We start from the raw sequence: 25,489 nt of genomic DNA, 5'->3' as shown, positions 1-25,489 counted from the left end.
CAGTTGCTTTCGTTCCCGATATTTGATGGATCGGGTCATTCGGCCGCCAACCCGGCTTCATACTCCGCAATTTGCCGCAGCGTGACCGCCCGCATATCCTCGCCGCGCGCATAGGCGCGCACCCAATCGACCGTTTGGAAGAGCGCCTGATCCAGCTTCCAGATCGGCCGCCAACCGAGTTGTGTCCTCGCTTTGGAGCAATCCAGCCGAAGAGTATGCGCTTCGTAAGGATGAACCCCTTGCGCGATTTCGTACGCGGCGCTCGCTCCCCATTGCAAGCAGAGGGTTTGCACGACAGACTCGACGGTGCGAACATCCTCGTCCGCAGGTCCGAAATTCCAGCTCTGCGCATAGGCGGCGCCGTTCTCGCAGCATTTCCGCGCAAGGGTCAAATAGCCGCTTAACGGTTCGAGCACATGCTGCCACGGTCTGATCGCATGCGGATAGCGGATGGCGACTTGTTCTCCCGCCAGCAAGGAACGGATGCAGTCCGGCACGAGACGGTCGCGGGCCCAGTCGCCGCCCCCGATCACGTTTCCAGCCCGGGCCGTCGCCAAGCTTACGCTATGCTCCGGGTAACGGTCCGGGTGGAAATAGGAGCGGCGGTAGGCGGCGGAGACCAGTTCGGAGCACGCCTTGCTGTTCGAGTAAGGATCGCTGCCGCCGAGCGGATCCGTTTCGCGATACCCCCAGGGCCAATCGTTATTTTCGTAGCATTTATCCGACGTGACATTAATAACGGCCCGCGTTCGGCGACGATTTGCGGCAAGACGCCTGCGGACCGCATCGAGAAGATGGACCGTTCCCATCACATTCGTTTGGTACGTTTGCAGCGGATTCGCGTAAGATTCCCGCACGAGGGGCTGGGCGGCCATATGAAAGACGATATCCGGATCGCAATCGTCCAGCGCGCGAAACAGCCGTTCCGCATCGCCGATATCGGCGTAGACCGTCGGAACGATTTCATGCAATCGGCATGCGTCGAACATGCTGGGCTCCGTGTGGGGGCGGAGCGCATAGCCGTAAGGCTTGGCGCCGAGGGATACGAGCAACAGGCAAAGCCAGGAGCCTTTAAACCCGGTATGTCCCGTCACGAATACTTTTTTATTCCGCCAAAACGTTCGATCCGCCGCCGCCCTCACCATTTTTTCCAGGCCGCCTTGCCCGATTCCCAAATGGTTTCCAAATATTTTTTATCCCGCAGCGTATCCATCGGATGCCAAAATCCGGTATGCTTATAAGCGGCCAACTGCCCGTTCTTGGCCAATCTCTCAAGCGGTTCCTTCTCGAAGCTGGTTTGCTTGCCCTCGATATAATCGAAAATTCCCGGTTCCAAGACGAAAAAGCCGGCATTGATCCAGCCGCCGTCGCCTTTCGGTTTTTCCTGAAACCCGACGACCGTGTCGTCCTCCGCCAAATTTAACATGCCGAACCTCCCTTGCGGCTGCGTCGCCGTGACGGTCGCTAGTTTGCCGCGCGAACGGTGCAGGTTGACCAGACGGGCGATATCGATGTCGGATACACCGTCCCCGTATGTCATCATAAACGTCTCTTCGCCGACATACTTCCGGACCATTTGAATTCTTCCGCCTGTCATCGTGTCCAGTCCCGTTTCGACCAGCGTCACGCTCCACGGTTCGGCCGAGTAGTTATGAATAACGGTCTCGCTTTGCCGGCCGAGATGGAATGTAACGTCGGATTCGAACAAGTAATAGTTGGCGAAATATTCTTTGATCGAGTAGCTTTTATAACCGAGACAAATGATAAAATCGTGGAAGCCGTAGTACGAATAGATTTTCATAATATGCCATAAAATCGGCTTGCCGCCGATTTCGATCATCGGTTTCGGCCGCAAATGCGATTCTTCGCTAATTCTCGTTCCGAAGCCTCCCGCCAAAATGACTACTTTCACTTCGTCAGACCTCCTAATCCAAATAAGTTTTGAAATCATGATAATAGTTCGACCATGAAGTAGGAGGAGGCGCGGTTGACGACGGGTCGTAGGGGATCCGGTATTTTTCCAACAATTGCGGCCCTCCCCATTTATATTTGTACACTTCCGCCCAAATCGGCGCCATCAATTGCGTAACGGAGAAGAGTTGATGATCGTTCTTGATCGTATTGCTTCCGCCGTTATGATGCGTGAGCGGCAAATAGGTGTCGACCAGGTCGAATCCGGCCATATGGATCCGTTGGCAATAGTCGTAATCGCTGTAAATGTCGGGCCAGACCGTATCCCATAGACCGACGACGCGTACCGCTTCCATTCTGAGCGCCGCGACAAGAAAGCCGTGGGCCAGCAAAACGCCCCATTGTTTATCCGATTGCAGCAGCGTCTTGATTGCGGACAAATACGCTTCGATCGTTCCCGGATGCATCTCGACGTCGTTATGCATAAAAATGACGACATCGGCGCCGCGTTCCTCGCCGATTCGAATCAAATAATTCATCGATTGGGTGAATGACAGCGGGACCGGCGGTTCGCAAACTTTAACCCCCGGCGGAAACGAGGCGGTCTGCAGTTCGTGGCCGGGCGAATTGTCGATGACGACCGTATGCTTCCAGCACGGTTTGATGCTGTCAAGCGCCAGCCTTAATAAAGGCAGGCTGTTTCGATAGAAAAATCCGAACACGTATTTCATGGCGGCACTCCTTCGTTCATTTTAACCGTCGAATATAGGCGCTCGGCCAATAGGTGATACGATCCGTAACGGCGCTTTCGTTGAATGGGAAAACGGGTTCCTCGATAGCAAAGTCAGGGTGACGGCGTACGAATTCCTCCGCTGCCGCTTTCGGATTGTCCCATGCCCAATCGCCGCGAATGCCTGGAATTTCGGCAAGCATTTCCATAATGCCGTCCGTTGCGACGATATAGGAATCGACGGACACGAGCGGGGAGTACAACTCCAACTCCCGCAGGACATGCTGTTTCGTATGATTGGAATCGAGAATGACGAGCACCTTTTCCCCTTCGTTCACCAGCGATTTGACATGTTCGACCACAGGCTCGGCAATGGCGTTTCCTTCGATTAACGTAATGTAGCCCGCCAATTCGTGGCTTTCGATCGCTTGGCGGTTATGCGGGCGAATCTCGATATCGACGCCGATGACGCGCCCGCGTCCGATCGCTTTGCATAACGAGGAATAATAAATTAACGTCCCCCCGTGCGCAATGCCGGTTTCGACGATCACGTCGGGCCGGACGCGGTAGATCGTTTCCTGAATCCGGATTAAATCCTCGGGCAATTGGATGACAGGACGTCCCAGCCAGCTGAAGCTGTAAGCGTATTTGTTGACCCAACCGCATTTCAGCCATAGATCGGACAGGCATTCGAACGCTTCTTTGCTGTTTAAATTCAGTGCAACCGGGGCATCCCCCTGTTCGATTTGCATTGTGTTCGCATGTAAATCGATCGTTATTTTCATCCGCTTCACTCCAACTCCGTTAGTTTGATTGGCAATCGATGATTCTCCGCGATCTGGAGCACTTCTTCTTTATAATTCGGGTTCATCAGCAATACGTCGGTAATTCCAAGCCTTCGTAATTCGGTATATGAAACGATAGGATGTCCCGTACCGGGCAAAAATCCTCCTTGCTTGCCCGGATTGGCGTCGACGATGCAAGCGATTTGTTCCCGATGCGGATCGAACAAATTCGCGAATGTGACTCCTTTGGCGCCAGCCCCCCACACCGCCGGTTTGCCGCTATGCGCGAGCTCGAACAGGCGGTTTCTCCATCGTGCGAACACGGCGCTCTCCCGTTCCCGGTAAGCTCGGGCCAGGTTGGCCGTCTCTGCCGCTTGGCCAAGCCGATCGCCGCCTCCGCCGCCAACTTCGCCTTCCGCCGCGATGCCGCTGTCCTTTCCGCCATGTTCGAGCGAAGCTTCCAACCATAAATATTGTCCTTGAAAAATGTGGCGGATCTGCCCGGTACGGAAACCGGATTCCGCGAACGCTGTGGACAAGGAGAATGGGGAGAAGTAGGAGCAATGCTCGTAGAAGAAATCCCAGACGGCCGTATGGCGCAAAATCCATTCGACGCAAGGCGTCTCGAAAAAAACGAGAGCATGCGGCGAATGGGAGAGCGCTTTGCGAATCGACCCCAGCAGCCGGACCGGATCCGGAATATGCTCGATCACATGCCGGCAAACGACGAAGTCGGCTTGGATCGATTCGTACTTTGGCCCATAATTGTCCTTCACGAAACGGAGCCTGCCGTTATAGGCCGTTTCCGGGCCTTCGTAGCTTGGGTCGAATCCGAATCCGGTCATTTCTTCGTCCAGCTCGAACAATTGATGCAGAAAGGTAGCCTTGCCGCATCCCACCTCGATAATTCGTTTCCCGCTTCCCTTCATCCGCTGCGCGATATGGGCGGCGAGCGAATTCGTATACCGGTGAAAGGCGGGCGAGAAATTTTGGCTGTTGTTGTACGCCGCTCCGTAATCAAGCTTGGAAGGCTCGAATGAAGCGTTATAAATAAATCCGCATTGTTCGCAAATCAATAAATGAAGTTCGCCGCGCTTCATGGCAACGGCCTCTTCCTGACTGCGGAACAGCATGTTCTGGTGAACAGGGACTCCGCGTCGCGAAAGAAACGGTTCCGTTTGCGAACTGCGGCAAACCGGGCATTGCAAGTTCGAATTCATGACGTTCCCCCTTTCATCGTTTCTTCCCACCAAGCGACCGTTCGCCCGATTCCTTCGTTCAGTCCCGTCCGCGGGCTCCAGCCGAGGGCCGATAAAGCGCTAATATCGCCTTGCACAAGCGGGAACGGCTCTTGTCTGGAGCCGCCGAAACGAACGAGCTCGGGCTTGCCGAGGCGATAGGCGATACGCAGCGCCATATCGCGCATGCGAATCGTTTCGCCGGAAGCGATATTGGCGTCGCCGTTCCATTCGCTGGCCAATAGAGTCGCGAGCGCGTCCGCCGCATCGCGGACATAAATGTAATCGCGCAAATGTTGGCCCGCCGAGCAAAGCGCCTCTTTATTTTGCAGCAGCGATCGGATGACGTATGGGACGAAGCGCGACGAATGCTCGTAAGGTCCATACAAGAAAAATAGCCTGCCCCACGCGCAGCTGAAACCGTCGTGATCGGCTGCGAAACGGTGCAGCAGGCTGCGGAACGCATTTTTGCAGACGGCATAAGTGCTATCGTGTGCGAGCGGCGTCTCGTTCTCGAACAACACGCCGTAACGCCAATCGTATTCCGCGCATGTTCCCGCCGCAACGACACGTCGTCCGCCGTTTGCGTGGAAATGGCGCAGCAAGCGCACGGACGCCTCGACCCACCGGTAATTGGAGGGGGCATGCCAATAGTACCCCGGCGTTGCCTCCCAAGCCAGATGAAGCAGATGCGTCGGCCTTACCCGCTCCATGAGGGCTTCCGTTTGGCTCTCGTCGAACAGATCGGCCCGATGCCACTTTACCCCTTCGAAGCGAGAAACCGTTCCGCCGACCGCCGGATCGACGGGCGATCTGCCGACCGCGTGCACTTCGAAGGAAGTTTGTTGCAGTACAGCGACAACATGCTTGCCGACAAAGCCGTTCGCCCCGGTGACCAATACTTTGTTCACGGCGCATACTCCGGATAGCTCCGGTCTCTGCCGGAAATGACGGTGCATTCGAGGGGCCATTCGATTTGGAATTGGGCGTCGTTCCAGCGAATGCCGGCGGAGGCTTCCGGATGATAGGCCCGGCTCATCTGATACATCACCTCGGTATGATCCTGCAACGTTTGGAACCCGTGGGCGAATCCTTCGGGCACGTAGAGCATGATGCGGTCGTAGCCGGTCAGCGTAACCGCAAACCATCGTTTATACGTGGCGGATTGCGGACGCAAATCGATAATCGCATCGTAGATCGCTCCGCGAATGCAATGCACGAGCTTGGCCTCCGCATACGGCTCCCGTTGAAAATGCATGCCGCGAATCGTGCCCCGTCTGCGATTGTAAGACAGATTGCATTGTTCGATATGCGGATTCAGCCCTTTGGCGGCAAACGTTTCCCGGCAGTACGTCCGGGCAAAGAAACCGCGCCCGTCCCGAATCGGATCCATTTCAATCAAATAAGCGCCGGATAGCGGCGTTTCCCGGAAGATCACGATATCACCGCCACTTCGGGAATAAGGGTCAGCCATTTGCCGCCCCATTGCCTGATATAAGCCGTTTGCCCGATAATCTCTTCCTTCAAATTCCAAGGCATAATGATGACATAATCCGGTTTCGTCTCTTGGAGCCGCTCGGGCGGAGCGACGGGGATGCGGGTCCCGGGCAGCAGCATTTGCTGCTTATACGGGTTTTTGTCGACGACGTAATCGATGAAATCTTTGCCGATGCCGCAATAGTTTAGAAGCGTGTTGCCTTTCGCCGGCGCGCCGTATCCCGCCAAGGAGCTTCCTTCGTTCTTCAAACCGATCAGACGGCGCAGAATATTTCGCTTCGTTTGTTTGACTTGTTCGGAGAAAGCCAAATACGTTTGCATGGAATCGAGCCCGAATTGCAGTTCCTTGCGGGTGATCCGTTCGACCCGGTCCGCCGCCGGTTTGGTTCCGTCGTCCCGATGCTTGGCGTATATGCGCAGCGAACCGCCGTGGGTAGGCAATTCTTCCGCATCGAATATCGTCAAATCGAATTTGGCAAACACGCGTTGCACCGTTAGAAATGAAAAATAAGAAAAATGCTCGTGATAAATCGTGTCAAATTGATTATGCCGCATGAGTTGCAGCAGATGAGGGAATTCCATCGTAATGACGCCCCCGTCTTTCAGCATCAATTTCAACCCGGCCACGAAATCGTTCAAGTCGGGAACATGGGCAAGCACATTGTTGCCGATCAGCAAATCGGCCGCATGCCGGCGAACCAGTTTCCGGGCAAGAGCGCATCCGAAAAAATCGATGACGGTCGGGATCCCTTTCTCGATGGCGGCAGCGGCGACATTCCCCGCCGGCTCGATGCCGAGCACGTCCACGCCCTTCTCAAGGAAATATTGCAGCAAATAACCGTCATTGCTGGCGATTTCGACCACCTTCGAGCGGGAATCCAGCGCGAAGGCGGCGCTCATATCGTCGGCGTAACGCTGCGCATGCCGCAGCCAACTGTCCGAGTAAGAACTGAAGTAGACGTAGTCGTTGAAAATATGTTGAGGCGATTCGAATTGTTCCAACTGCACCAAACGGCATGCGGGGCAAACATAGGCGTGCAGCGGGTAAAACGTCTCGTACGATAAAGCTTTTTGTTTTGAAATGAAAGAATTGGATAAAGGCGTCAGTCCGAGATCGACAAAGCTGATCATTGCCGTACCTGAGCAGAAGCGGCAGCTTTGCTTGCTCTTCAACGTAAAAGCGCCTCGTAATCTCTCTTTTGAGGAATCGTATATTTCTCCATCCGGTTGATTCCCTCCTCGGGTAAATTTACATTATAGTATTCTTCGCATTTCGGAAAAGTTACCTCGCGCTTGGAAGATAGACTAACGGCTAAAGGCTAATTGTGCGCGGCATCTTGGATTCGTCCAATCCATTCGTATACGAGGCGCATCTAATATTGTAAATATCCAAACCTTGATTAAGAGGGTGTGCTATGAAAACAGCGTTAATTACCGGAGTTACGGGTCAAGACGGCGCGTATCTATCTCAATTTTTGCTTGGCAAAGGCTATAAAGTATACGGATTGATACCGCGCAGAAGCACCTGCTCCACCTGGAGGCTCGAATATTTGCAGATCGAGCGGGAGGTTGAACTGCTCGAAGGAGATATGACGGACATTACGTCGCTTGCGCGCGCATTGATGCGATCCAAGCCGGACGAAGTCTATAATTTGGCCGCACAAAGTTTCGTAGGCACATCATGGGAGCAGCCGGTCATGACCGCTCAAGTTACCGGCGTCGGTCCGCTTCTTTTATTGGAAGCGATCCGGCTGACGGGCGGCTCCGGCCGGTTTTATCAGGCGTCGTCCAGCGAAATGTTCGGCCAAATTCAAGAACCGCTGCAATCGGAGCGCACTCCGTTTTATCCCCGCAGCCCCTACGGAGCGGCGAAGCTGTTCGGGCACTGGATGACCGTGAACTACCGCGAGAGCTTCGGCATGTTTGCCTCCAGCGGCATTTTGTTCAATCATGAGTCACCGCTGCGCGGCATCGAGTTCGTGACGCGAAAAGTGACGGATGCGGTCGCCAGAATCAAGCTAGGCAAACAGCGGCGGCTTGTGCTGGGCAATTTGGACGCCAAAAGGGATTGGGGCTTTGCGGGCGATTATGTGCAAGCGATGTGGCTGATGCTGCAGCAGGAGCGTGCCGACGATTATGTGATCGCCACCGGCGAGACGACAACGGTGAGACAGATGTGCCATCTTGCGTTTGATTATGCAGGGTTGAATTACGAGGATTATGTCGTTATCGATCCGGCACTGTTTCGTCCGGCGGAAGTCTACGTGCTGCTGGGCAATCCGGAGAAGGCGAAGAGGGAGCTCGGCTGGGAACCGGCAACCGATTTGCGGACATTGGTTGAAATGATGGTGGAGGCCGATCTGGCAAGGGTCAAATCCGAGCGATGAGAGTGTTGGTAACCGGAGCGGGCGGATTTGTCGGCGCGAAGCTTACCGAAGCGCTTGCGCGAAGAAATGTTGCGGTCGGGGCCGCGTCGGCCCGGCCGCTTTCGCATCCGCCGCACGGCGCGAATACGATTGGCCTGGAACTCGATCTGCTCCGACCGGAAACGATCCGGCAAGCCCTCCGGACGTTTCGCCCGGATGCGGTTGTTCATTTGGCGGCGCAGTCGACCGTTAGCGAGTCTTGGGAACGGCCGGACGTCACGATCCGTACGAATACGTTAGGCACGATTGAATTGCTGAAAGCCTTGAAGGACGAGGCGCCGGGAGCGGTCGTGCTGACGGCCGGTTCGAGCGAAGAGTATGGCGCAAGCGGAATGTTAGGCATCCCTTTGACCGAGGAAGCCCCATGCATGCCGCAAAATCCATACGCCGTCAGCAAATATGCCGCCGGGCAAATTGCGCTGCAATTCGCCCGCAAGCAACGTTTGCATCTTATCCATGTGCGCCCGTTCAATCATTTTGGTCCGGGGCAGAAGCGAGGATTTGTCGTCGCCGATTTTATATCGCAAATCGTCGCGATCGAGCGAGGATTGCGCGAGCCGGTGATGAGCGTAGGCGACCTGAGCGCGGAACGGGATTTCACTTATGTGGACGATGTCGTCGAAGCTTATATTCAATTAATAGAACGAAAGCCCGATCCCGGCATATACAATGTATGCTCCGGCATTCCGCGCACCATTGAAAGCTTGCTGACGCTCTTGCTGCGACAGAGTTCCGTACCGATTGGCGTGAGGCGGGACGAAAGCAAACGACGGCCTGCGGAGGTGAAATTGTTCGTCGGATCTGCCGCCAAATTAGCCGCTGCAACGGGTTGGATTCCTGCGACCAAAGTGGAAGCGGGCTTGACCGAAACGCTTCAATGGTGGCGTTTGCACTTCTAAACAGCGATCGATTGACAAGATTTAACGACTTTGGAGGTGAAGATTGTTGAGGCTGATCTTGTTATCCGGCGGTTCGGGCAAGCGCTTGTGGCCGTTAAGCAACGATTCCCGATCGAAGCAATTTTTGAAAGTTCTGTTGAACGAGCATGGGCATTATGAATCGATGATTCAACGGGTATGGAGGCAAATCGGAAGGTCCGGATTGGAAGAGGCTTCCGTCATCGCTACGAGCCAATCGCAACAGGACATCGTGCTGGGCCAATTGAACGGGCGGGCTAAAATCATCGTCGAGCCGCAGCGAAAGGATACGTTCCCGGCTATCGCGTTATCGGCTTTGTATTTATATTCGCAAGAGAAGTTGCATCCCGATGAAGTCATTGCGGTGATGCCGGTCGATCCGTATGTGGAGTTGCATTTTTTCGATCTGATCAAAAGGACGGAGAGAGCGCTCAAGCATTCGGGGGCCGATCTTGCGCTCATCGGGGTGAAGCCGACGTATCCGGCCGAAATATACGGATATATTATGCCGCGCTACGAGGACATGAACGAGTATTTGAAGGTAAGCTATTTCAAGGAGAAACCGGGCGCGAGAACGGCAGAACAGTTAATTCAGGGTCGAGCCCTTTGGAATTGCGGCGTTTTTTCTTTTCGCTTGCGGTTCTTATTGTCTATTTTGGAACGGAAGGGTTTGCCTGTCGAGTACGAACGTTTTCGGCAAGCTTATCCCGGACTGCCTGCCAACAGTTTCGATTATGAAGTAGTCGAGCATACGGACAAAATGATTGTGCTGCCTTATGACGGATATTGGAAAGATCTTGGAACATGGGAGACGTTGACAAACGAAATGGCGAATACGGTGGTCGGCAAAGGAATCATCAAAGATTCCGGAAACTTTCCCAACAATCATATCGTCAACGAGCTCGACATTCCGATCGCCGTCATCGGTCTGTCCGATACGATCGTCGCTGCGAGCCCGGACGGGATTCTCGTCAGTTCCAAATCGGCCAGCGCGCAAATTAAGGAGCTCGCTTTCTTCGTCGATAACCGTCCGATGTATGAAGAGAAGCGATGGGGATTTTCAAAGATTATAGATTATAAGAAGTATGATAACGGCAAGGAAGTTTCGATAGAGCGGGTGCAAATATGCGCAGGCAACCGAATTGAATACCCCGTCAGTCAGACGAGAAAAGTGTGGACCGTGATTAGCGGCGAAGGCGAGGCGAATGTGGCTGGCCACCGGCGTACGGTCCTGCCGGGAAAGACGCTGCAAATCGAGCGAGGCTCCGCGCATTCGATTCTAGCGGCAACCGATTTGGATATGATTGTCGTGCAACTAAACATAGATTGAAAGTCCGGCTTTTGCAGTAATGCAAAAGACGGTTTTTTTTAATTGCCGCCATGTTCGTCCAAGCGAATTTTTGCGAGATTCATATATTAGAGTATACCTATCAAGGGAGGTGAACTTAAATGGCCAGATTAATAGATTCGCAAATTTCGCAAAACTCCGGATCCTTTGGCGCGCCGAACACGGTATTGGACGGAACGCCTCAATTATTCGGAACGTTGGGATTAATTACGGCTGGCGCGGGTCCGAACCTCCGCGTCATTTTGAACGCCACCGTTACGATAGGGAGTGTCCTTACCGTTCTTACCCCCGCAGTCGTCCAAATTTTTAGAGGCGTAGGGCCTGGAGCCACTCTAATCTATACGGCTGTAACTACATTGCCATTATTAGGCGTCGCCGCTTTAACAACGATTCCAATTACGGTAACGGCTGCCGATTTCAATCCTCCGAACCCGGGATTCTTAACGTACCAAGCTTTCGTCTTTGTCGGCGGAGTCGCTGTCGTCACACGGATCGGTCCCGAGAGCTTCAACGCAACCGCTTATTCCGACTAATGGCGCCGCAAAGCAAAAATCCCCTTCGCAACAGCGAGGGGATTTTTGCATTCATTGCGCTTCCGCAGTCCACCGCAACAGGAGTCCGGCTTGCACTAAACCGCCGCCGAAACCGAACAACAGCATCAGATCGCCCGGTTTGACGCGGCCGTCGCGCAAAGCCAAATCGATGGCGAGCGGAATCGTCGCAGCCGAAGTGTTTCCGTAGTATTGGAGACTATGCAGCGTCCTTTCGAACGGGAAACCGGATTTTTCGCAGATCGATTCGATCATGCGCAAATTCGCGCTATGCGGCACGAACCAATCGACGTCTTGCAGCGAATATTCGGTTTGCTTTATTAATGCGTTCATGCCCTCAGGAACCGTGGAGACGGCCCAGCGATATACCTCGCGCCCGTTTTGCACCATTTTGCCGCCCCCCGACAACGGGGTTCCGTTCAATTGCTGCGCGAGATTAGCGCGGTATACATGGATTCCGCCTTTGCCCGCCGTCGTATTATAAGCCGCCAGAAACGCGCCGGGTTCGCCGGTGACCCGTTCCACGAGAACGGCGCCGGCGCCGTCGCCGAATAAGATGCAAGTGGAGCGGTCCGTATAATCCGTTACTTTGGAGAGCGTCTCCGCGCCGATCACGAGGATTTTGCGATGAATGCCGGAAGCGATCAATCCGTTCGCAAGTTGCAAACCGGATACGAAAGCGGCGCAAGCTGCGGAAATATCGATCGCGCCGCAGCCATCGATGCCAAATTCGGCCTGCACCAGCGCCGACATGCTAGGAAAGATCGTATCCGGCGTCGTCGTGCCGACGATAATATAATCCACATCGCGAAGCGATACGTTATACCGCTCGACCATATTGCGTACTGCGTTGATACATAGATGGCTCGTAAACTCATTCTCGCCGGCGATGCGGCGCTCGATCATTCCGGTCCGTTGCACGATCCATTCATGGGTCGTATCGACCATTTGTTCCAAATCGGAATTCGTCAGCACCTTTTCAGGAACGTAAGTGCCAATTGCCGTGATGCGGGCGTAGGAATTCACATGACTCACTCCTAATATCAAATATTAGTATTAGGTACTAAATTTATCATTAGATTACTTGATCAGTGATCTATTGTCAACTGTTTTTCGCCTCATCATTTCCGATAAGTGCTTTCGTTAAAAAATACCCGTTCGACACGAAATGACAACATTTTTGCGCTATAAAGGATAACCTGTACTTATGCAGAAATCAATGAATGAGGAGGATTGCCAAATGACAGATCCGGATTTGAATTTGAAATCAGATCGGAACGAAACGAATCCTTATACGGAAAATACGGACGATAAACGGAAGGAGCTTGTATCGGTTGCAAATTCGGCTTCCAGCCAGCCCGTGAAAATCAAGATCGATACGAAAATGGTAATCGATTTGCTGCAAAACCCGTTGAAAAGTTTGGAATTGCATTCATCGGCGCAATGGATATACGGCATTTTTGGCGTTGGAGCGGCTTTACTGGGCTTTATCGTTTGGGCGATCGTTACGATCGCATCCTTTATGTCGCTTTTTTTGAATCCGTTCTCAAGTTTCGGACTGAAAGGCCTGTTCGGTTTCGGCACTTGGATGTTGTTTTTATTCCAAGCGCTTATTTTCGGCCTGTTGTCCCAAACCGTACTTATGACTTCCGTCTGGCTGTTCGGCAATCGCTTTGCCGACGCGAAGCTCAGCCCGAAGGAAATCGTTACCGTTCTTGGCGGAGTGCAGTGGCTTCCGGGGGCGGCGATGATTGTCGGCGGATTGCTTAGCGCGCTCTATTTTCCGCTCGGATTTGCCGTTTTCGCCGCCGCATTGCTTGTTAATCTCGTACTGATTCTGACCGCCGCCTTGGAGATGTACGCATTCCGTTCGACCGTACATAAAGCCCGTATGATCGTTGTTTCGGTAGGGGTATACTTTTTTGTTACATTTATTTTATTCAGCATTCTCGGTTTTAATCCGTTGTAAGCGCTGCGTTGCGATGGACTGCATTTAGCGGAACTGGCAAATTCATTACAGCATAGCTTCATGTGCAGCCGCACATCCTACATCTTGTTAGCCCTCAAATATAAACGGATGGAGGATGGATATGCGAGCTAAAAAAGCAATCAGTTTGTCTTTGGCGACGGCTCTTGCGTTCGGCATGGTTGGTTTGACAGGTTGCGTGCCGAATAACACCGGAACGCCGAAAACGAATAATGTAACAAGAAGCGGCAATTACAGATTGAATACGACGCCGGCGGATTTCAACCGGAATGTGGGGCGCGGTAACATTACGGCCCGTTCCGATAACGGCATTCATCCGATGAGCAATATGCACATGAGCCGGGAAATCGCGGACCGGATCACCGCTTTAAACGGCGTGCAAAGCGCGAATGTGCTGTTGACGGATCGTAACGCATACGTAGCCGTCACGCTGCGCGATCATGTTACGAATCGAACAGACGGAACGGTTGGCACGCACAGGACAAATGCGGTCAACCGAACGAAAGGCATGCATGGAACTGCGGCAACGAAAAAGGCGACAAATTATACGGCTAAATATGCAAAACGTTACGGGGAAAGAGGCATGACAAATTACGGGACGCCTAACGTTACTTACCCGAAGAGATATGTGTCCGGCATGACGGGCTATACGACGCATACGACGGACCGGAATCGAATCGGCACGCATACGGCTCCGCATCATTACCGTGCCAAATCGAACGCGCTCAGAACGGATCATGACGGCCGCATGAATCGCATGGGAAGTACGGCGCGTACCAAACCGATCTATCCAACAACGAATTACAACCGTCCGTCGGTATACAATACGACTCCAAATATGACCAATACCGATGTAGACAGTGCAATGAAGGATCGGATCGCCAAAGTCGTTAAGGAAATGGCCCCGCATGTGAATAACGTATATGTTTCGTCCAACCCGGATCTCGTGTCGCGATTGAACAACTACATGACTCATGTTAGCAACGGACATCCGATTGCCGGATTCGCCCAGGAATTTTCCACATTGGTTCAGCGCATTTTCCCGACGAACGCCGGCGCTAACGTAACTCCGTCTCGTACGGGTACGACAGGTACGGGAATGTATGGTTATAGAGGATATAATACCAATACGTTGTTGCCTCGTACAACGCCGACCACTCCTATGGCTCCGTTGACGACCGGAACGGTTCATCATAACTACTCGGTAAATCCGGGACCGGCGGTAAGTACGCGATAATGCAATTATAAAGCTTTTATGTTCGTTTGAATGCCCATTTTTTGCGCGGAGCGCACCATTATATATGACGCTTCATAGTATAACTTTGACTGTATCCCTTAACCTTGTTATACCATAAAATCCCGAGCAAGGAGGGGTGACACTATTGAAGCGTAGCGCTCCTTAGAATGACCTTTGCCTTAACATTTGACGGCAAAGGTTATTTTATATTCGCTCGGGGGGGATTGGCGGCATTCTGGCGCCAATCCATACGGCGAAATATCTCCCTCCTTACCGGCAATTCGCATCCATTTCCGCATAACTATTGTAGTAAAGGAAACTAAGCGATGAAGAGGGAGGCGATGAACCTTTGCCGGTATATAAAGATCCGAGGGCGCAAAAAAACGGGTGGTATTACGAAATTGAAGCGGGCAAAGATCCGGTCACCGGAAAAAGGCGGCGCCGCAAAAAACGCGGATTCCGTACCAAGAAAGAAGCGGAACGGGCGATGATCGCCGCCAAGTTGGAACTTGAAAATCAACGAAACGGTTCCGATTCGGCCGGAGATGTCCTTTACGGCGATTACGCGCGAACATGGCTTGCGAGGAGACGCCAGTTAAGCGGCAATACGAAGCAATTGTATGCCTCCTATTTAAAGCGCCACTTGCTGCCGGCATTCGGACAATTGAAATGCTCGGAAATAACATCCGAGAAAATTGCGTCGTTTTTAAACGATCTGTACGGCAAAAGATTGTCCGACGCTTCGATCAAGCGTATTTTTTCCTTGCTGCACGCGATGCTGCAATCTGCCGCCAAAGCGAATGTAATCGTGAAAAACGCCGCATCGTCCGTCGACAAACCGGCAGTGAAACGCAGGGAGTTTACGGTATGGGATATCAGGCAAATCCGTTATTTTCTTAGGATGCTGCGAAGAGGAGGACGTTATTCGATCGCGATCGGTTTGGCGTTATTAACTGGGATGAGACAAGGGGAAATTCTCGGCTTGCGGTGGTCGGATATCGATTTCGAGCATAAAGTGGCACGAATTCGGCAAACGCTCTCGCATGACGGAAGAACATTCCAGCCTGGCGCTAAAACCGATAAAAGCGTTCGCGTCATCGCTTTGACCGAGGAAACGATTGCGTGGCTTGTGGAACACCGGGAATGCGTCATCAAGGAACGCCAGGAAGGCGGCCAACCGGATGAAGGCAATCAGCCGCCCGATTTGGTCGTATGTACGCGCGAAGGCAAACCCGTTCCTTCCCGGACGCTTTACAAAGCTTGGAGGCGCATGCTGGCGCATTCGCAGCTGCCGCCCATTACTTTTCACGATTTGCGTCATACCCATGCGAGCATACTATTAAAGCAAGGGGTGCATCCGAAAATCGTATCCGAGCGGCTAGGGCACTCTTCGGTTTATATGACGCTGGATACGTATTCGCATTTGCTTCCCCATTTGCAGCATGAGATGGTAAAACCGCTCGATCGGCTTTTATTCGGTCAAGAAAAAGAAAGCCGGCCCGATTCGTCCGAGAGCGGCGCAACGGCCGCTGCCGCGGAACGAGCCGGAACGGCTTCGCCAATGCCTTAGCGGTTGGATTGTCCTTTCACCCAAACCGTAAGCAAATTCAAATCTTCGTCCAGGAGCAGCAAATCCGCTTGTTTTCCAACGGCAATGCTGCCTGTGCGGTCGTCGATGCCAAGCGCTTTGGCCGCGTTATAGCTTGTCAGCAATACGGCTTCTTGTAAGGTGACGCCGACGTGGCGAATGAAGTTGCGGAATGCGTTAATCATCGTTAACGTGCTGCCGGCCAAGGAATCCCCTTCTTTCAGGCGAGCCTGACCGTCTTTTACGACGACATCCAAGCCGCCGAGCTCGTAATCGCCGTCGCCAAGTCCCGCGGCGGACATCGCATCTGTAATCAATACAAGGTTGTTGTCCGTTTTCGCTTTGGCTACGATTTTCATGACCGCAGGGTGGACATGGATGCAGTCGGCGATCAATTCCGCGACGATTCCGTCCAAGCTAAGCACGGCTCCGGCCGTTCCCGGATTGCGATGATGAATCGGGGTCATCGCGTTGAAAGTATGGACCGCTTGGTTCAATCCGGTCTTTACGGCTTCTTCGATCTGCTCATATGAAGCGTCCGTATGCGCCGCCGCTACGTTGATCCCTTGTCCGCGCAGCCATTCGATCGCTTCCAACGCCCCGCTGCGTTCGGGGGCGAGGGAAACTTGCTTAATGACGCCCGGATATTTCGCAACCCAATCTTGGAGCCAGTCCAATTGCGGGTCGATCATATAAGCGGGATTTTGCGCCCCTTTATATTTGACGTTAATGAACGGTCCTTCCAAATGGACTCCTTCCAGTTGGGCGTAAGGCATCGGCTCGCTCATATAACGCTGAACTTCTCCCAGGACGCGGTCCAACGCTTCGCGGGATGCCGTCATCGTCGTCGCGACCATCGCCGTCGTACCGTTGTCGCGGTGAAATTTCGTGATTGTGTCCAACACTTCTTTATTGGAATACATAAAGTCGGCTCCGTATCCGCCGTGAACATGCACGTCGATAAAGCCCGGAATAACCCAGCCGCCTTTGGCGTCGATCGCGCCGGCATCCCATTCGTTCCGCTTCTCCGGCGGCAACTCCGGCGGCAAGCCCGCAAATGCGATTTTTCCGTTTTCGACCCGAACATATCCGTTTTCAAGCGTAGTTTCGGGCGTAACTACTTTGGCGTTGTAAATGCAGAATGTTTGAGAGTCGCTCATGACAACATTCCCCCTGCTTCTTTGTCGAGTAACACAACGACATTCGGATGGGTCTGCAGAAGCGATGCCGGAACGTCCGTCGTAATCGCCCCTTGCAAAGCGCGCTGCACGATTGCGGCTTTTTCCGCTCCGCGCACGACGAGCATAATCATCTTCGCTTTTAATATCGTGCCGACTCCCATCGTGATCGCCTGGGTCGGAACTTCGTCGATCGAATTGAAAAAACGGGCATTGGCTTTGCGTGTTTCTTCCTTTAATTGTACGATATGAGTGCCGCTGTTCAACGATTGATCCGGCTCGTTGAAACCGATATGGCCGTTATGGCCAAGCCCCAAAATTTGCAAATCGATTTGTTTGCTGTTCGTCAACATATCGTCGTAGTCCCGGCATTCCTTCTCCAAATCGGCCGCGTTTCCGTTCGGCACATGCGTTTGTTCGAGCGGGATATCGATATGGTTGAACAATTTTTCGTTCATAAAAGTGCGGTAGCTTTCCGGATGGTCTTCCGGCAGACCGATATATTCGTCCAGATTGAACGTCGTCGCGTGTTTGAAGCTGACGCGGCCTTTTTGATACAGCTTGATCAATTCTTCGTAAATTCCGATCGGCGTGCTCCCGGTCGCGAGACCGAGTACGGCGTTCGGTTTCGTTTGCACCAAGCTTGCGATAATGCCTGCGCCTACCTCGTTTAATTCTTCATTCGTCTCAAATGTCAAAATGTTCATGTCGCTTACGTTTCCTCCCTTTTCTTTGCGATATTTCTCAACCATACGGTATGAGCGTTCCAATTTCGGAATAAGATCCGTAAACTGTTCGCTGACAAGCGCCGAAAAAATAATGTCGATCACATGCAATTGAGCGATGCGCGACGCCATATCTCCTCTGCGCATCCCCTCCTCTAACGAAGAGGTGAACAATTTGATGTCCGCCAAATCAGACAGCGTGTTGCTGCCGTATTTCGTGAGCGAGATCGTCGTAGCGCCATTCGCTTTGGCGCATTTCAACGCATCGATCGTTTCAAGCGTTTCCCCCGAATAGGATATGGCGATTGCGACATCGTTAGGCGTTAGATTGGAGGCGGAAGTGATCTGCATATGCGAATCGGTGTAAGCGCACGCGTGTTTGCCGATCAGAACCAGCTTATAATAGAAATCTTGCGCCACGATTCCCGAAGTAGCCACACCGTACAAATCGATCCGTCCGGCCTTGTTCAGAGCTTTCAACGCCCGTTCAAGCTCCGTCAAATCCAGCAAACGCGTCGTATCCGAAATCGAGAGCAAATGATTCGCCTCGATGGCCGATACGGTGCCGGCAAGCGAATTGCCGGCAATAATGTCTTGGTACGATTGCGAGGAAGCATGCTGAGCCATGTCCGCAGCCAATTTTGTCTTGAAATCCGGAAATCCGCGGAAATATAACGATTTGCAAAAACGGGTCACCGTAGCCGCGCTCGTACCGGACTGCTCCGCCAAATCCGTAATGCCCATCGTCACCACATGCCCCGGAAATTGCAAAATATAATCGGCCAGTTTCCGCTCTTGTTGATGAAGATGGTCTAGTTGCTTCCTAATAGCGTGTAATATGCTGGACACGATATCACTTCCCGCATGAAAAAAATTTTAATGATTAAACTTTGTGACATGAAAATAATTTCAACACTATCATAAGGGATATTGAAAATTTTTTCAATAGGATTATCGTCAAATCGGAGGCCATATATTCAATGAAAGAGGGGGGAGGCGCGAAATGGCGAAATCGTCGGCGAAGTCACTCGATCATTACCCGTCTGTTCTGGATGTGAAGGATGTGCAGGAAATACTCGGCATCGGCCGGGGGACTGCCTATGGTCTGTTTCATTCCGGCCAGTTTCATACGATTCAAATCGGAAGACGCCTGAAGGTGTCCAAAGAGGTGTTTATTCGCTGGTTGGAAGGTCAGGAGGAAGGCAACGGGCAATCTTGACGTCCGGCAGGACGCCGGCGTTTGGCGGCGCTTCGGCGGGAAACGCCGCGGCACGCGGCGAGCGAAGAAATAACGTCGCTCCCGGACAGGCGCAAATGGATGAGAGGTAACGATAAGCGGCGTTACGGGAAGGCACGATGCACGGCTTGTCAAGACGTTATTCGCCGGAATGCTGTTACCATTGAAGGGTAGCGACCATAAGAGTAAATTTTTGTTGACAAATCGTGAACGTGAAGTCTTTGAACTGTTAGTTCAAGACAAAACAACTCGTGATATTGCCGGCCAACTTTTTATCAGCGAAAAGACGGTCCGCAATCATATTTCGAATGTAATGCAGAAGCTCAATGTAAAGGGTCGTTCACAAGCGGTTGTCGAGCTGATCAAGCTTGGGGAATTAAAAATCTGACCGATAGCCTTACTTTATTAACCTTCTTTGTACAATCCCGCAAGGGACTGAGGAAGAAGGTTCTTTGATTTTCAATTCGCGGCCCAAAGGAAAAACAAAGAAAAATCAAAGACTTGTATAAGAACACTTGTTTCTGTTCGTGGTATTCTTATACCATCGAGAATCGAGCAAAGGCGAGCACCTGAACTATTCGTCACCTGCGCCGTTTGCGGCGTATATAGGAAAACCGCAGGTATGGATCGCTTTGCCCGGCACTCTTCGATGATACAAAGGCAACTGTAAAGAGCCGCTCGCGAATGACAATCATTCCGGCGGCTTTTTCCCGTTGCCGGAAAGATGTGGGACCGATGAGAAGGAAGTTGAAAAGAAAAGAGGAAGCGGCGAAGGCTGTGCAGCCGGATCAATGCAAAGGCTGCCTATGGGGGAAATGGGCCGGAACGACGCAGGTATGCGGCATGCCGAGATGTGTGAGGGAGTGCTGGTAACGTGACAAGAGATCTTGCATCGTAGCGCGTATCCCTATTTCTATTTGCAAAACTTGTACCCGCTGGCGGCTAACGCTCCGTCGGGCGAGCTAACGAAACGGATACACGTTAATAGTCTGTAAATCACCTTGTTGTTCATGTAACGAAACGGAAACACGCTAATTAAGGGAAAGAGGCGGTAAAACTGCCGATTTCCCATGAATATCGACACGTACTTTCGTTAGCTTGGAAACGCATTAATTTTGAGCCGAATAAGGATTGTCAGTTTCGTTGGTTGTTATGAGTTAAGGTCATACAAACAATCGGCAAAGCCATGCTGGAGTTGCATCTTCATGGGCTTTGCCGTACGCCTGAGAAGAATTCTTCAACAACCTCCACATCGCTTCGGCTGGTATGGAATACGTAAAGCATAACGCGAATTCCTTATCTGCAACACATCCCAAGGATTTCCCTTGGGATGTGTTATCCTATCTATTTCTATTTACTTCGTTAACCTTTATTTTTTCCCGCATTTCCCTCCGCAGCCGCAGCCGCATTTTCTTTTCTTCGGTTTTATCCTCCGGATTGCCCTGAACGATAAGTCTTGCAACTCAATCCAAGTCACCTCCCGCGTATCAAGTTCGTTCACTATATTCGAGATCGTTGAGAAATCGTTTGCGTTTACCCCGCTTCGCCAAAAATAGGGGCCTGCCGCCGCTTTCCAGAGCCTTCTAAAAACATCGAATATCTATTACAATAAGGAAGATAACTAGGCAGAAGAGAGGTTGACAGCATGTGCGAGTGGTTTGAGCGCAGTTTCGGACAAGACTATCTCCTCGTCTATAAGCACCGCGATCTGCAAGGAGCGTACGAGGAAGTGCGCAAAATGATCGGCTGGCTGCGCCTTGCGCCGCGGGCTCGGGTGCTTGATTTATGCTGCGGGATGGGACGCCATTCGCAGGCGCTGGCGGACGCCGGCTATGAGGTGACTGGAGTCGATTTGTCGGAGACGCTGCTCGATGAAGCGCGCAAGAGCGATCGGGAAGGCCGCATTCGTTGGCTCAATGGAGATATGCGCAGGCTGCCGTTGGATAGTATGCAGTTCGATGCAGTCGTTAATTTGTTTACGTCTTTCGGCTACTTCGAGGAGGACGGAGAACATTTGCAAGTGCTGCGGGAAATGAAGCGTGTCTTAAAGCCGGGAGGACAATTCATCATCGATTATTTGAATTCGTCTTATGTGGAAAGGCATCTCGTCCCCTTCTCCGAACGGGAGGAAGACGGTGTAACGATTACGGAGAAGCGGCGGATTGAAGACGGTTATGTAAAAAAGACAATTGCCATTTCCGATCAAAAAGGCGGGAAGAGAGAATATTTGGAGCGGGTGAAACTGTATCGTTTGCCGCAATTGACGGACATGCTGCAGCAAGCGGGATTGCGCGCGGAGCGTGTATACGGAGGTTACGACGAAAATATACCTTACGACGCGACGCTGTCGCCGCGAATGATTTTTGTCGGGCAAGCAGACTGAATTTATCCGTTTATATAGAATTGCCTGCATCAACCGATAAAGGAGAGTCGATCCATTGGGAGTATCATATCCAGAACTAACGCATTGGAGCGGGAACATCACTCAGGTCAAAATACCGCTGCCGTTTTCGCTGCGCTGGGTCAACAGCTATGTCGTTCGCGGAAGCGGCGGATACACGTTGATCGATCCCGGTTTGCATACCGAAGACGCCGTGCAAGCTTGGCGAAAGGCAATGGCGGAATTGGGCCTCGCCTTCTCCGATATCGAACAAATCGTATTGACGCATTATCACCCGGATCATTACGGGCTTGCAGGCTGGTTTCAACGGGAGACCGGCGCCCCCGTATGGATGTCGCGCATCGGTTGCGAGCATGCGCAAATGATGTGGGGACCCGAGCAAACGATGACAAGCCGGCTCCACGCATTATACGTGCGGCATGGCATGGAGAAGAGCGTCTCGGACCAAATCATCCCGCATATGGACGGCTTCTTGCCTCTTGTATCGCCGCATCCGCTTGAAGTGCGTTATATCGACGCCGGGACGGGACAGTCGTTTCGAATCGGCGACAGGCATTGGCTGCTCGTGACTGCTCCCGGCCATGCGGCCGGACATCTATGTTTTTACGACGCCGAGACTCGCGAAATGTTCTGCGGCGATCAAGTGCTGCCGCAAATTTCGCCTAATGTCAGTTATTTGCCGGGCAGCGATCCGAGCCCGCTGGAGTCGTTCCTGGAAAGTTTGCGTTCCTTGCGCCATTATGAAGTGGAGCGGGCTTATCCCGGGCATCGCAATCCGTTTACGAATTTCCAAGAGCGCGTCGGCGAGCTTCTCGCTCATCATGAAAGCCGCCTGAACGATACGATGGAACTGCTCTGCGAACCGCAAACGGCCTATCAGGTATGCGTCGCCCTGTTCGGCAAGAGGCTGACGATCCATCAGATCCGCTTTGCCATGTCCGAGACGTTGGCTCATTTGATCGAGTTGAAACGATTGGATCGAATACGGGAAGAAGAGCGTGACGGACAAATCGTCTTTAGAAAGTACAACCCCCGGTGAATTCACCGGGGGTTCGCTTGCGAATAGGGCGATTTATGCAAGAAACGAGCGAAGCATCCATACGTGTTTCTCCAAGCTCGTATGGATGCCGAGCAGCATATCGGAAGTCGATTCGTCGTTATTCGCTTGCGCGATTTCCATTCCAGCTTGCAATTCGCCAATCAGTTTCGTGAAATCGTCGGCGATTGCTTGTACCATTTGTTGAGCGGTTTCGCCGCCTTTCGCTTCCGCTACGGTTGCGGTTGCCAAATAATCTTTCATCGTCGCCAGCGGCGTGCCTTGCACCGCGAGAACACGTTCGGCCAAGTCGTCAACATATTGCGCGGCTTCCCCGTACAATTCCTCGAATTTGGCATGAAGCGTGAAAAATTGCTCGCCTTTGACATACCAATGGAAATTGTGAAGTTTGACAAACAATACGTTCCAGTTGGCAAGTTGTTTGTTTAATACGTCGACTACAGGTTTCATAGCGCACACTCCTTTTTATTATTAGAATTAATACTAAATTAGAATTATTATAATCTAACTAAAATTATAATAACACGATTCGTCTAAGGAATCAAGCAGGAAGCGGTAAGTTTATTATTCCACTTTTCCCCGTTCCAATTCTTACGGTTACATGAACGCTTCCTTTTTGCCGCATCGTTTACGACTCGGTCCAACCCCAACTCTCCGGTCCGTTATCCGGCGCGGCGTCACTTTCATCCGCATGAGCGGATCGCATTTTTTCCAACTGCTGCTCGCGCTTCGCTTGTTTGCGGTGAGCCATGCGGCTGCTCGCGGACGCGGCGACGGCGCCGACAATATCGTCGAGAAACGTATGGATTTGTCCGTCATGCCGGTCGTTTAAACGGACAAGTATGCCGGGCTTCAGTTTATCGATGTAACCATAGTTCGTAAAGCCGATGCTTCCGTACACGTTCACGATCGAGAAGGCGAGAATCTCATCGACCCCGTACAGGCTTTCGTCATTGCGGATCATATTTTGCAAAGGTTGCAGCAATTCCCCCTTTTCCGCCAACATATCGAGTTGGATTCCGGTCAATACCGCATTTTGGACCTCGCGTTTTTGCAGTACTGCCTCTACATTCTCCAGACATTCTTCCATCGTTAAGTCAGGGTAATACTTCCTTTGCAATATCATAACCAATTCGGCGATTTGCTCGTTTTGTACCCCTCGTTGTTCGAGCAAGGTTTTCGTCGCTTCGGCGACTTCTTTGCTGTTCAAGCAATACGGGGCAGTCGAATCCTCCATGAAATTCACCTCGTGATGTGATTTTGTTTTTTCGGTAAGTAGTTATATCACAAAGACAAGGCTCGTATACATGGTAGTACAAACAGGGAGGTTGTTCTATGACATGGAGCATAGAAGCGCATGCATTTCATCGGCATCCGTAAGGAGAGGGGAAACGGCGCTTTGCAAAAAACGCGTAGGGAGGAAATGAGGATGAATATGCGCACATGGTTTCGGAAGCCGGCCGTAGGAGCGTTGCTTGCCGTACCGTTATTGCTGTCCGGGTGTGGTTTGTTTTCCAGTCCGTCGAGCCGTCCGATCGATCCGCCGCCGCCGGATATTGAAATGCAGATGATGGCGGAGTCGGAGCTGCAACTGTCCGCCGTCCAAGGAACGGTGCAGGAAATCAGGCAGGAAGTAAAGCAGGATCCGAACGCTTCGCCGTTAACGGTATATTTGCGGAACGAACACGGCTTGCTCGCTCCGATTACGATTTCCGTGCCGAAGACCGATAACCCGGCCCAAACATCGCTCGAAATGCTGATCGACGGCAGCGCGAATAAAGACAAAATCCCGTCCGGGTTTCAAGCGGTATTGCCGAAAGGGACGGAAGTGAAGCAAGTAACGATACAACAAGACAAGAAGCGGGCGATTGTGGAGCTGTCGGGGAAATTTGCGGATTACAGTCCGCGGGACGAAAGAAAAGTCGTCGAAGCGATAACATGGACGTTAACGGGAATTTCGGGCATAGAGCAGGTTGAGCTATGGCATGACGGGAAAAAATTGATCGAAATGCCGATTGACCAATTTCCGCTCGATAAACCGCTAACCCGCGCGATCGGCATCAATTTGGAGAAGGCGGACGATGTCGTATCCTATAGTCAAACCGTACCGGTTACATTATATTTCTCGGCGATCACCGCCGACCATTTCCAATATTACGTACCGGTCACCAGGCTGGTCAATCCGACAGACGATCTCGCCGCAACGGCGCTCGAGCAGTTGATTATCGGGCCGATCCATTCGGAAGCGTTGGCTTCGGTCATGACCTCGGGCACAACCGTGAAACATATCGAACACGACAAAGAAAAATCGGTTATTACGGTCGATCTTGAAGATGAGATATTCGAAAAAGGCGATAAAATGCCGTCGGAGTTCCTGCAGGCGATCGTGCTGACCTTGACGGAGAACAATCACGTGAAACAAGTGAAAATCAACATGAACGGAGAGTCCGACATCGTCGGAACGGATGACATTCATTACGGCAAACCGGTCGGCCGCCCTGAGCATATTAATGCCGTCAAATCGTAAAAACGAGTAAAAAAACGGGGAATCTCATCTCAATGTCATTAAGATAAGCCCAAATATAAAATTTGGAGCAACAAATGAAAAGACAAACGGCATGGGGAGAAGTCCTGTGCCGTTTGTTTTTGACGGAAATAGAAATAAAAGCGCACAGC

The 25,489-nt window shown here is 52.0% G+C and carries 26 protein-coding genes and 1 pseudogene; 13 read left to right on the top strand and 14 right to left on the bottom strand.

The genetic code is table 11. The features are described from left to right. Positions 1-35 precede the first annotated feature (35 nt). The 8 genes from rfbG to KQI79_RS01965 are packed head-to-tail and all read right to left on the bottom strand — an operon-like array spanning position 36 to position 7,334. Positions 36-1,145, bottom strand: coding sequence for a CDP-glucose 4,6-dehydratase (gene rfbG / locus KQI79_RS02000; RefSeq protein WP_216536547.1), 1,110 nt, complete (start codon positions 1,143-1,145; stop codon positions 36-38). Then, positions 1,139-1,912, bottom strand: coding sequence for a glucose-1-phosphate cytidylyltransferase (gene rfbF, locus KQI79_RS01995; protein WP_216536546.1), 774 nt, complete (start codon positions 1,910-1,912; stop codon positions 1,139-1,141). Before rfbF ends, rfbG begins: the two co-directional genes overlap by 7 nt. Positions 1,913-1,925: 13 nt before the next feature. Continuing rightward, entirely contained in the window at positions 1,926-2,642 is a 717-nt protein-coding gene (locus tag KQI79_RS01990) for a glycosyltransferase family 2 protein (protein ID WP_216536545.1), read from the bottom strand. A 16-nt stretch (positions 2,643-2,658) separates the two neighbouring features. Continuing rightward, entirely contained in the window at positions 2,659-3,426 is a 768-nt protein-coding gene (locus KQI79_RS01985) for a cephalosporin hydroxylase family protein (protein ID WP_216536544.1), read from the bottom strand. Between the two features lie 5 nt (positions 3,427-3,431). Then, the gene (locus KQI79_RS01980) at positions 3,432-4,646 is read right to left on the bottom strand and encodes a class I SAM-dependent methyltransferase (RefSeq protein ID WP_216536543.1); all 1,215 of its coding nucleotides are present in this window, start codon (positions 4,644-4,646) and stop codon (positions 3,432-3,434) included. Next, positions 4,643-5,575 carry an NAD-dependent epimerase/dehydratase family protein gene (locus KQI79_RS01975; RefSeq protein ID WP_216536542.1) on the bottom strand — a complete coding sequence of 311 codons (933 nt, stop codon included), beginning with the start codon at positions 5,573-5,575 and terminating at the stop codon, positions 4,643-4,645. Before KQI79_RS01975 ends, KQI79_RS01980 begins: the two co-directional genes overlap by 4 nt. Next, the gene (gene rfbC / locus KQI79_RS01970; RefSeq protein ID WP_216536541.1) at positions 5,572-6,102 is read right to left on the bottom strand and encodes a dTDP-4-dehydrorhamnose 3,5-epimerase; all 531 of its coding nucleotides are present in this window, start codon (positions 6,100-6,102) and stop codon (positions 5,572-5,574) included. Before rfbC ends, KQI79_RS01975 begins: the two co-directional genes overlap by 4 nt. Continuing rightward, complete coding sequence (locus KQI79_RS01965) at positions 6,099-7,334, bottom strand: class I SAM-dependent methyltransferase (protein WP_290370016.1); 1,236 nt, start codon at positions 7,332-7,334, stop codon at positions 6,099-6,101. The genes rfbC and KQI79_RS01965 overlap by 4 nt, the downstream gene beginning before the upstream one ends. Before the next feature lie 242 nt (positions 7,335-7,576). Between KQI79_RS01965 and gmd the strand changes: the two genes are divergently transcribed. The 4 genes from gmd (at position 7,577) to KQI79_RS01945 (ending at position 11,385) form a co-directional block, all read left to right on the top strand. Continuing rightward, positions 7,577-8,548, top strand: a complete 972-nt coding sequence (gene gmd, locus KQI79_RS01960) for a GDP-mannose 4,6-dehydratase (RefSeq protein ID WP_216536540.1) — start codon at positions 7,577-7,579, stop codon at positions 8,546-8,548. Next, on the top strand, positions 8,545-9,486 hold the full coding sequence (locus KQI79_RS01955; protein WP_216536539.1) for a GDP-mannose 4,6-dehydratase: 942 nt from the start codon (positions 8,545-8,547) through the stop codon (positions 9,484-9,486). Before gmd ends, KQI79_RS01955 begins: the two co-directional genes overlap by 4 nt. A gap of 46 nt (positions 9,487-9,532) precedes the next feature. Continuing rightward, entirely contained in the window at positions 9,533-10,834 is a 1,302-nt protein-coding gene (locus tag KQI79_RS01950) for a sugar phosphate nucleotidyltransferase (RefSeq protein WP_216536538.1), read from the top strand. Between the two features lie 119 nt (positions 10,835-10,953). Further along, complete coding sequence (locus tag KQI79_RS01945; protein ID WP_216536537.1) at positions 10,954-11,385, top strand: hypothetical protein; 432 nt, start codon at positions 10,954-10,956, stop codon at positions 11,383-11,385. 51 nt (positions 11,386-11,436) lie between these two features. Here the strand turns inward: KQI79_RS01945 and KQI79_RS01940 are convergent, their stop codons facing one another. Continuing rightward, positions 11,437-12,429 carry a ketoacyl-ACP synthase III gene (locus KQI79_RS01940; protein ID WP_230191067.1) on the bottom strand — a complete coding sequence of 331 codons (993 nt, stop codon included), beginning with the start codon at positions 12,427-12,429 and terminating at the stop codon, positions 11,437-11,439. A gap of 214 nt (positions 12,430-12,643) precedes the next feature. On the opposite strand from KQI79_RS01940, the gene KQI79_RS01935 reads away from it, so the two are divergent. The 3 genes from KQI79_RS01935 to KQI79_RS01925 all read left to right on the top strand — a co-directional run bounded on the left by KQI79_RS01935 (position 12,644) and on the right by KQI79_RS01925 (position 16,197). Then, positions 12,644-13,372 (top strand): hypothetical protein, encoded by a 729-nt coding sequence (locus KQI79_RS01935; RefSeq protein ID WP_216536535.1) that lies wholly within the window; start codon positions 12,644-12,646, stop codon positions 13,370-13,372. 121 nt (positions 13,373-13,493) lie between these two features. Then, the gene (locus KQI79_RS01930; protein WP_216536534.1) at positions 13,494-14,627 is read left to right on the top strand and encodes a YhcN/YlaJ family sporulation lipoprotein; all 1,134 of its coding nucleotides are present in this window, start codon (positions 13,494-13,496) and stop codon (positions 14,625-14,627) included. A 349-nt stretch (positions 14,628-14,976) separates the two neighbouring features. Continuing rightward, positions 14,977-16,197, top strand: a complete 1,221-nt coding sequence (locus KQI79_RS01925) for a tyrosine-type recombinase/integrase (RefSeq protein ID WP_216536533.1) — start codon at positions 14,977-14,979, stop codon at positions 16,195-16,197. Here KQI79_RS01925 and nagA read toward each other — a convergent pair. The 3 genes and pseudogenes from nagA to KQI79_RS01910 all read right to left on the bottom strand — a co-directional run. After that, on the bottom strand, positions 16,194-17,375 hold the full coding sequence (gene nagA / locus KQI79_RS01920; protein WP_216536532.1) for an N-acetylglucosamine-6-phosphate deacetylase: 1,182 nt from the start codon (positions 17,373-17,375) through the stop codon (positions 16,194-16,196). The genes KQI79_RS01925 and nagA overlap by 4 nt on opposite strands. Further along, complete coding sequence (gene nagB, locus KQI79_RS01915) at positions 17,372-18,100, bottom strand: glucosamine-6-phosphate deaminase (RefSeq protein WP_216536657.1); 729 nt, start codon at positions 18,098-18,100, stop codon at positions 17,372-17,374. Before nagB ends, nagA begins: the two co-directional genes overlap by 4 nt. 15 nt (positions 18,101-18,115) lie before the next feature. Then, a pseudogene (locus tag KQI79_RS01910) lies at positions 18,116-18,967 on the bottom strand (MurR/RpiR family transcriptional regulator); the annotation flags it as partial. Between the two features lie 154 nt (positions 18,968-19,121). Between KQI79_RS01910 and KQI79_RS01905 the strand changes: the two are divergent. The 5 genes from KQI79_RS01905 to KQI79_RS01885 all read left to right on the top strand — a co-directional run bounded on the left by KQI79_RS01905 (position 19,122) and on the right by KQI79_RS01885 (position 22,795). Continuing rightward, the gene (locus KQI79_RS01905; protein ID WP_216536531.1) at positions 19,122-19,337 is read left to right on the top strand and encodes a helix-turn-helix domain-containing protein; all 216 of its coding nucleotides are present in this window, start codon (positions 19,122-19,124) and stop codon (positions 19,335-19,337) included. Positions 19,338-19,518: 181 nt separating this feature from the next. Next, on the top strand, positions 19,519-19,743 hold the full coding sequence (locus KQI79_RS01900; RefSeq protein ID WP_216536656.1) for a helix-turn-helix domain-containing protein: 225 nt from the start codon (positions 19,519-19,521) through the stop codon (positions 19,741-19,743). A 296-nt stretch (positions 19,744-20,039) separates the two neighbouring features. Further along, positions 20,040-20,228 (top strand): hypothetical protein, encoded by a 189-nt coding sequence (locus KQI79_RS01895; RefSeq protein ID WP_216536530.1) that lies wholly within the window; start codon positions 20,040-20,042, stop codon positions 20,226-20,228. A 772-nt stretch (positions 20,229-21,000) separates the two neighbouring features. After that, on the top strand, positions 21,001-21,738 hold the full coding sequence (locus KQI79_RS01890) for a class I SAM-dependent methyltransferase (protein ID WP_216536529.1): 738 nt from the start codon (positions 21,001-21,003) through the stop codon (positions 21,736-21,738). 55 nt (positions 21,739-21,793) lie between these two features. Further along, positions 21,794-22,795: an MBL fold metallo-hydrolase gene (locus KQI79_RS01885; protein ID WP_216536528.1), complete on the top strand. Its 1,002-nt coding sequence runs from the start codon at positions 21,794-21,796 to the stop codon at positions 22,793-22,795. Between the two features lie 33 nt (positions 22,796-22,828). On the opposite strand, the gene KQI79_RS01880 is transcribed toward KQI79_RS01885, so the two are convergent. Both KQI79_RS01880 and KQI79_RS01875 read right to left on the bottom strand, forming a co-directional pair. Then, complete coding sequence (locus tag KQI79_RS01880) at positions 22,829-23,263, bottom strand: Dps family protein (RefSeq protein WP_216536527.1); 435 nt, start codon at positions 23,261-23,263, stop codon at positions 22,829-22,831. A gap of 178 nt (positions 23,264-23,441) precedes the next feature. Beyond that, positions 23,442-24,050, bottom strand: coding sequence for a phosphatidylglycerophosphatase A family protein (locus KQI79_RS01875; protein WP_216536526.1), 609 nt, complete (start codon positions 24,048-24,050; stop codon positions 23,442-23,444). A gap of 192 nt (positions 24,051-24,242) precedes the next feature. Between KQI79_RS01875 and KQI79_RS01870 the strand changes: the two genes are divergently transcribed. After that, positions 24,243-25,340 carry a GerMN domain-containing protein gene (locus KQI79_RS01870; protein WP_216536525.1) on the top strand — a complete coding sequence of 366 codons (1,098 nt, stop codon included), beginning with the start codon at positions 24,243-24,245 and terminating at the stop codon, positions 25,338-25,340. Positions 25,341-25,489: the final 149 nt, after the last annotated feature.

Origin of the sequence: Paenibacillus sp. MSJ-34 (assembly GCF_018918005.1) — a bacterium.
Taxonomy (GTDB): Bacteria; Bacillota; Bacilli; order Paenibacillales; family Paenibacillaceae; genus MSJ-34.
The sequence above is the reverse complement of the archived record's forward strand: the minus strand, read 5'-3'. Positions and strand labels throughout refer to the sequence as shown.

Excerpts from the sequence above, each read along its gene's own strand:
- rfbG (WP_216536547.1), bottom strand. The coding sequence starts at position 1,145 with ATGGTGAGGGCGGCGGCGGATCGAACGTTTTGGCGGAATAAAAAAGTA.
- KQI79_RS01990 (WP_216536545.1), bottom strand. The coding sequence starts at position 2,642 with ATGAAATACGTGTTCGGATTTTTCTATCGAAACAGCCTGCCTTTATTA.
- KQI79_RS01985 (WP_216536544.1), bottom strand. The coding sequence starts at position 3,426 with ATGAAAATAACGATCGATTTACATGCGAACACAATGCAAATCGAACAG.
- KQI79_RS01980 (WP_216536543.1), bottom strand. The coding sequence starts at position 4,646 with ATGAATTCGAACTTGCAATGCCCGGTTTGCCGCAGTTCGCAAACGGAA.
- gmd (WP_216536540.1), top strand. The coding sequence starts at position 7,577 with ATGAAAACAGCGTTAATTACCGGAGTTACGGGTCAAGACGGCGCGTAT.
- KQI79_RS01955 (WP_216536539.1), top strand. The coding sequence starts at position 8,545 with ATGAGAGTGTTGGTAACCGGAGCGGGCGGATTTGTCGGCGCGAAGCTT.
- KQI79_RS01945 (WP_216536537.1), top strand. The coding sequence starts at position 10,954 with ATGGCCAGATTAATAGATTCGCAAATTTCGCAAAACTCCGGATCCTTT.
- KQI79_RS01935 (WP_216536535.1), top strand. The coding sequence starts at position 12,644 with ATGACAGATCCGGATTTGAATTTGAAATCAGATCGGAACGAAACGAAT.
- KQI79_RS01930 (WP_216536534.1), top strand. The coding sequence starts at position 13,494 with ATGCGAGCTAAAAAAGCAATCAGTTTGTCTTTGGCGACGGCTCTTGCG.
- nagA (WP_216536532.1), bottom strand. The coding sequence starts at position 17,375 with ATGAGCGACTCTCAAACATTCTGCATTTACAACGCCAAAGTAGTTACG.
- nagB (WP_216536657.1), bottom strand. The coding sequence starts at position 18,100 with ATGAACATTTTGACATTTGAGACGAATGAAGAATTAAACGAGGTAGGC.
- KQI79_RS01905 (WP_216536531.1), top strand. The coding sequence starts at position 19,122 with ATGGCGAAATCGTCGGCGAAGTCACTCGATCATTACCCGTCTGTTCTG.
- KQI79_RS01895 (WP_216536530.1), top strand. The coding sequence starts at position 20,040 with ATGACAATCATTCCGGCGGCTTTTTCCCGTTGCCGGAAAGATGTGGGA.
- KQI79_RS01890 (WP_216536529.1), top strand. The coding sequence starts at position 21,001 with ATGTGCGAGTGGTTTGAGCGCAGTTTCGGACAAGACTATCTCCTCGTC.
- KQI79_RS01880 (WP_216536527.1), bottom strand. The coding sequence starts at position 23,263 with ATGAAACCTGTAGTCGACGTATTAAACAAACAACTTGCCAACTGGAAC.
- KQI79_RS01875 (WP_216536526.1), bottom strand. The coding sequence starts at position 24,050 with ATGGAGGATTCGACTGCCCCGTATTGCTTGAACAGCAAAGAAGTCGCC.
- KQI79_RS01870 (WP_216536525.1), top strand. The coding sequence starts at position 24,243 with ATGAATATGCGCACATGGTTTCGGAAGCCGGCCGTAGGAGCGTTGCTT.